The 4,460-nt window shown below is 63.3% G+C and carries 3 protein-coding genes; all 3 read left to right on the top strand.

Features of this window, described 5'->3' with window-relative positions:
- The coding region (gene gcvT / locus ABLN94_RS24420; protein WP_352997287.1) for a glycine cleavage system aminomethyltransferase GcvT at positions 1-1,083 on the top strand (1,083 nt) is incomplete at its 5' end.
- A 17-nt stretch (positions 1,084-1,100) separates the two neighbouring features.
- On the top strand, positions 1,101-1,466 hold the full coding sequence (gene gcvH, locus ABLN94_RS24415) for a glycine cleavage system protein GcvH (RefSeq protein ID WP_352997285.1): 366 nt from the start codon (positions 1,101-1,103) through the stop codon (positions 1,464-1,466).
- 142 nt (positions 1,467-1,608) lie between these two features.
- The coding region (gcvP, locus tag ABLN94_RS24410) for an aminomethyl-transferring glycine dehydrogenase (RefSeq protein WP_352997283.1) at positions 1,609-4,460 on the top strand (2,852 nt) is incomplete at its 3' end.

The raw sequence follows: 4,460 nt of genomic DNA, 5'->3' as shown, positions 1-4,460 counted from the left end.
AAGCGCACGCCTTTGCATTCGTTGCATGTTGAGTTGGGCGGTAAGATGGTTGATTTTGCTGGATGGGAGATGCCTGTTCAGTATCCGCTGGGGATTATGGGTGAGCATAAGCAGTGCCGTGAGAAGGCGGCGTTGTTTGATGTGTCTCATATGGGTCAGGTGATCCTGCGGGGCGAGGATGTGGGTGAGAAGCTGGAAGCTTTGTGCCCGCAGGCTTATGCGACGCTGAAGGAAGGCAAGGCGCGGTACGGGTTCTTTACCAATGCCGAAGGCGGGATCATGGATGACCTGATCGTGTCGAATGCGGGCGATCATTATTTTGTGGTGGTGAACGCGGCGCTGCGCCATCAGGACATTCCGCATATGCGCGACAATCTGGACGGCGTCGAAGTGACCGAGATCTTCGATCGTGCTCTGGTGGCTGTGCAGGGCCCGAAGGCCGAGGACGTGGTGGGTGAGCTCTGCCCTGCCGCCCGCGACCTGAAGTTCATGGAAACCACCGTGGCTGACATCAACGGCGCCGAGTGCCGCATCTCGCGCCTGGGATATACCGGCGAGGATGGCTACGAGATCTCGATCCCCGAGGACAAGGCCATCGAGATCAGCAAGGCGTTTTTGGCCCATGAGGATTGCGAACCGGCGGGCTTGGGCGCGCGCGACAGCCTGCGGCTGGAGGCGGGGCTGTGCCTTTATGGCAATGACATCGACCAGAGCACCTCGCCGATCGAGGCCAGCCTTGGCTGGGCGATCCAGAAGCGCCGCAAGGAAGAAGGGGGTTTCCCGGGTGCCGATCGCGTTCAGAAGGAACTGGCCGAAGGCGCCGCGCGCAAGCTGGTGGGCATCAAGCCGGAAGGCCGCGCACCGGCCCGTCAGGGCGTGGAAGTCCAATGCGCCGAGGGCAACACCATCGGTCAGATCACCTCGGGCAGCTTTGGCCCCACGGTCGGCGGCCCGGTGGCAATGGGCTATGTGAGCAAAGGCCATGGCGAGCCGGGCGAGAAGGTGAACCTGATCATCCGGGGCAAGGCGCAACCGGCCGAGATCGTGGCGCTGCCCTTCGTCAAACAGAATTACAAGCGTTGAAGTCAGGAGAGAGAGACATGGCAACCTATTATTCCGAAGAGCATGAATGGCTGACCGTTGAGGGCGACACGGCCACTCTGGGCATCACTGCGCATGCCGCCGAGCAGCTGGGTGAAGTGGTCTTCGTCGAGCAGCAGGAAGCAGGCGACGAGTTCGAAAAGGGCGGCGAGATCGGCGTGATCGAATCCGTCAAGGCGGCCTCGGAACTGTACGCCCCGGTGGATGGCGAGATCGCCGAAGTGAACGAGGCGCTGGCCGACAACCCCGGTTCGCTGAACGAAGATCCCGAGGGCGAAGCCTGGATCTACAAGATCAAAATCAGCGACGCATCGCAGCTGGAAGACCTGATGGACGAAGCTGGCTACAAAGCCTTCATCGGCTAAACGACTTCGGAGCCCTGTTTCCGGGGCTCCACCCGCTCGGGCCTGAACCTGTTCATCGGACAGGTTCCGGGACGGCCCCCATCCCCCGCCGGAGGCTGCTGCCTGCCCGGCCGGACCTGACCTATTCGACAGGAGCGCTGAAATGGCCTTCAAACTGACTGATTACGAAGCCTATGACTTCGCCAATCGCCGCCACATTGGCCCGTCGCCGACCGAGATGCGCGACATGCTCAAGGTGATCGGCTTCAAGACGCTGGACGAGCTGATCGACGCCACCGTCCCGCCTGCGATCCGGCAGAAAGAGCCGCTGGACTGGGGTCCGGCGATGACCGAGCGCGATGCACTGTTCCACATGAAAGAGGTGGCGAGCAAGAACAAGGTTCTGACCTCGCTGATCGGTCAGGGCTATTACGGCACCACCACCCCGGCGCCGATCCTGCGCAACATCCTGGAAAATCCGGCCTGGTACACCGCCTACACCCCCTATCAGCCAGAGATCAGCCAGGGCCGTCTTGAGGCGCTGTTGAACTTCCAGACCATGGTCAGCGACCTGACCGGGCTGGACGTGGCCAACGCCTCGTTGCTGGACGAAGCCACCGCGGCGGCCGAAGCGATGGCAATGGCCAAGCGCGGCGGGCGGTCGAAGGCCAACAACGCGGCCTTCTTTGTCGACAAGAACTGCCACCCGCAGACCATCGCGGTGATCAAGACCCGCGCCGAGCCTCTGGGTATCGACGTGCAGGTTGCCGATCCGGACACGCTGGATGCAGGCGCCGTCTTTGGCGCGATCTTCCAGTACCCGGGCACCCACGGTCATGTGCGCGACTTCACCAAGGAAATCGCTGCACTGCACGAGCACAAAGCCATCGCCATCGTCGCCGCCGACATCCTGTCGCTGGCACTGCTGAAGTCACCGGGCGAGATGGGCGCGGATATCGCCATCGGCTCGACCCAGCGCTTTGGCGTGCCGATGGGCTATGGCGGCCCGCACGCCGCTTACATGGCGACCACCGACAAGCTGAAGCGCTCGATGCCGGGCCGGATCATCGGTGTCAGCATCGACAGCCGCGGCAACAAGGCCTACCGCCTGTCGCTGCAGACCCGCGAACAGCATATCCGCCGCGAGAAAGCCAACTCGAACGTCTGCACCGCGCAGGCGCTGCTGGCCGTCATTGCCTCGATGTATGCCGTGTATCACGGCCCCGACGGCATCAAGGCCATCGCGCAATCGGTGCACCGCAAGACCTCGCGCATGGCTGCTGGTCTGGAAGAGGCGGGCTTCTCGGTTGAGCCGGAAGTGTTCTTCGACACCATCACGGTTGAGGTCGGCCATCTGCAGAAGACGGTCATGGAGGCCGCCGTGGCCCGTGGCGTCAACCTGCGCAAGGTCGGCGACACCAAGGTCGGCATCAGCCTGGACGAACAGACCCGCCCCGAGACCATCGAGGCCGTCTGGGGTGCCTTCGGCATCGACCGCAAGGATGACAGCTCGAACAAGCAGTACCGCCTGCCCGATTACGCGCTACGCGAAAGCACCTATCTGACCCACCCGATCTTCCACCAGAACCGGGCCGAGGCCGAGATCACCCGCTATATGCGCCGTCTGGCCGACCGTGATCTGGCGCTGGACCGCGCGATGATCCCGCTGGGGTCCTGCACCATGAAGCTGAACGCCACGATCGAGATGATCCCGGTCACCTGGCCCGAGTTCGGCAATCTGCACCCGTTTGTGCCGCAAGATCAGGCGCAGGGCTATCACGAGATGATTGCGGATCTAAACGACAAGCTGTGTCAGATCACCGGTTATGACGCGATCTCGCAGCAGCCCAACTCGGGCGCGCAGGGCGAATATGCGGGCCTGCTGACCATCCGCAACTACCACTTCGCCCGCGGCGAAGGGCAGCGGAATGTCTGCCTGATCCCGACCTCGGCGCATGGCACCAACCCGGCCTCGGCGCAGATGGTGGGCTGGCAGGTTGTGCCGGTGCAGGCAGATGAGAACGGCAATATCGACCTCGCGGATTTCCGCGCCAAGGCCGAGAAGCATTCCGATCATCTGGCCGCCTGCATGATCACCTACCCCTCGACCCATGGCGTGTTCGAGACCACCGTGCAGGAGGTCTGTCAGATCACCCATGATCACGGCGGTCAGGTCTATATCGACGGCGCCAACATGAACGCCATGGTCGGTCTGGCGCGTCCCGGGGATGTTGGCGGCGACGTCAGCCACCTGAACCTGCACAAGACCTTCTGCATCCCGCATGGCGGCGGCGGCCCCGGCATGGGTCCGATCGGCGTCAAGGCGCACCTGACCGAGCATCTGCCCGGCCACCCGGAATACGGCACCGCCGTGGGTCCGGTCTCGGCGGCGCCGTTCGGCTCGCCGTCCATTCTGCCGGTCAGCTGGGCCTATGTGCTGCTGATGGGTGGCGCGGGTCTGACCCAGGCGACCAAGGTGGCGATCCTGAACGCCAACTACATCGCCGCGCGCTTGAGCGATGCCTATCCGATCCTCTACACCTCGGAAACGGGCCGTGTGGCGCATGAATGCATCCTCGATACCCGTCCGCTGGACGCCGAGGCGCATGTCACCGTCGACGACATCGCCAAACGTCTGGTCGATTCAGGCTTCCACGCCCCGACCATGTCCTGGCCGGTTGCCGGAACCCTGATGGTCGAGCCGACGGAATCGGAACCCATGGCGGAACTCGACCGTTTCTGCGACGCGATGCTGTCCATTCGGGCCGAGGCGCAGGACATCATCGACGGCAAGATCGACGCGGAGAACAACCCGCTGAAAAACGCCCCCCACACGGTGCGCGATCTGGTCGGCGACTGGGACCGCCCCTACACCCGCGAGCAAGCCTGCTTCCCGCCGGGCTCCATGGGCGTCGACAAATACTGGTCCCCCGTCAACCGCGTCGACAACGCATACGGCGACCGAAACCTCGTCTGCACATGCCCCCCAATGGACGCATACCAAGACGCAGCTGA

The sequence above is a fragment of the Ruegeria sp. SCP11 genome, from assembly GCF_040329455.1.
GTDB classification, from domain to species: domain Bacteria; phylum Pseudomonadota; class Alphaproteobacteria; order Rhodobacterales; family Rhodobacteraceae; genus Ruegeria; species Ruegeria atlantica_E.
Note: the sequence above shows the minus strand (reverse complement) of the source record. Positions and strands in the feature narration are given on the sequence as shown.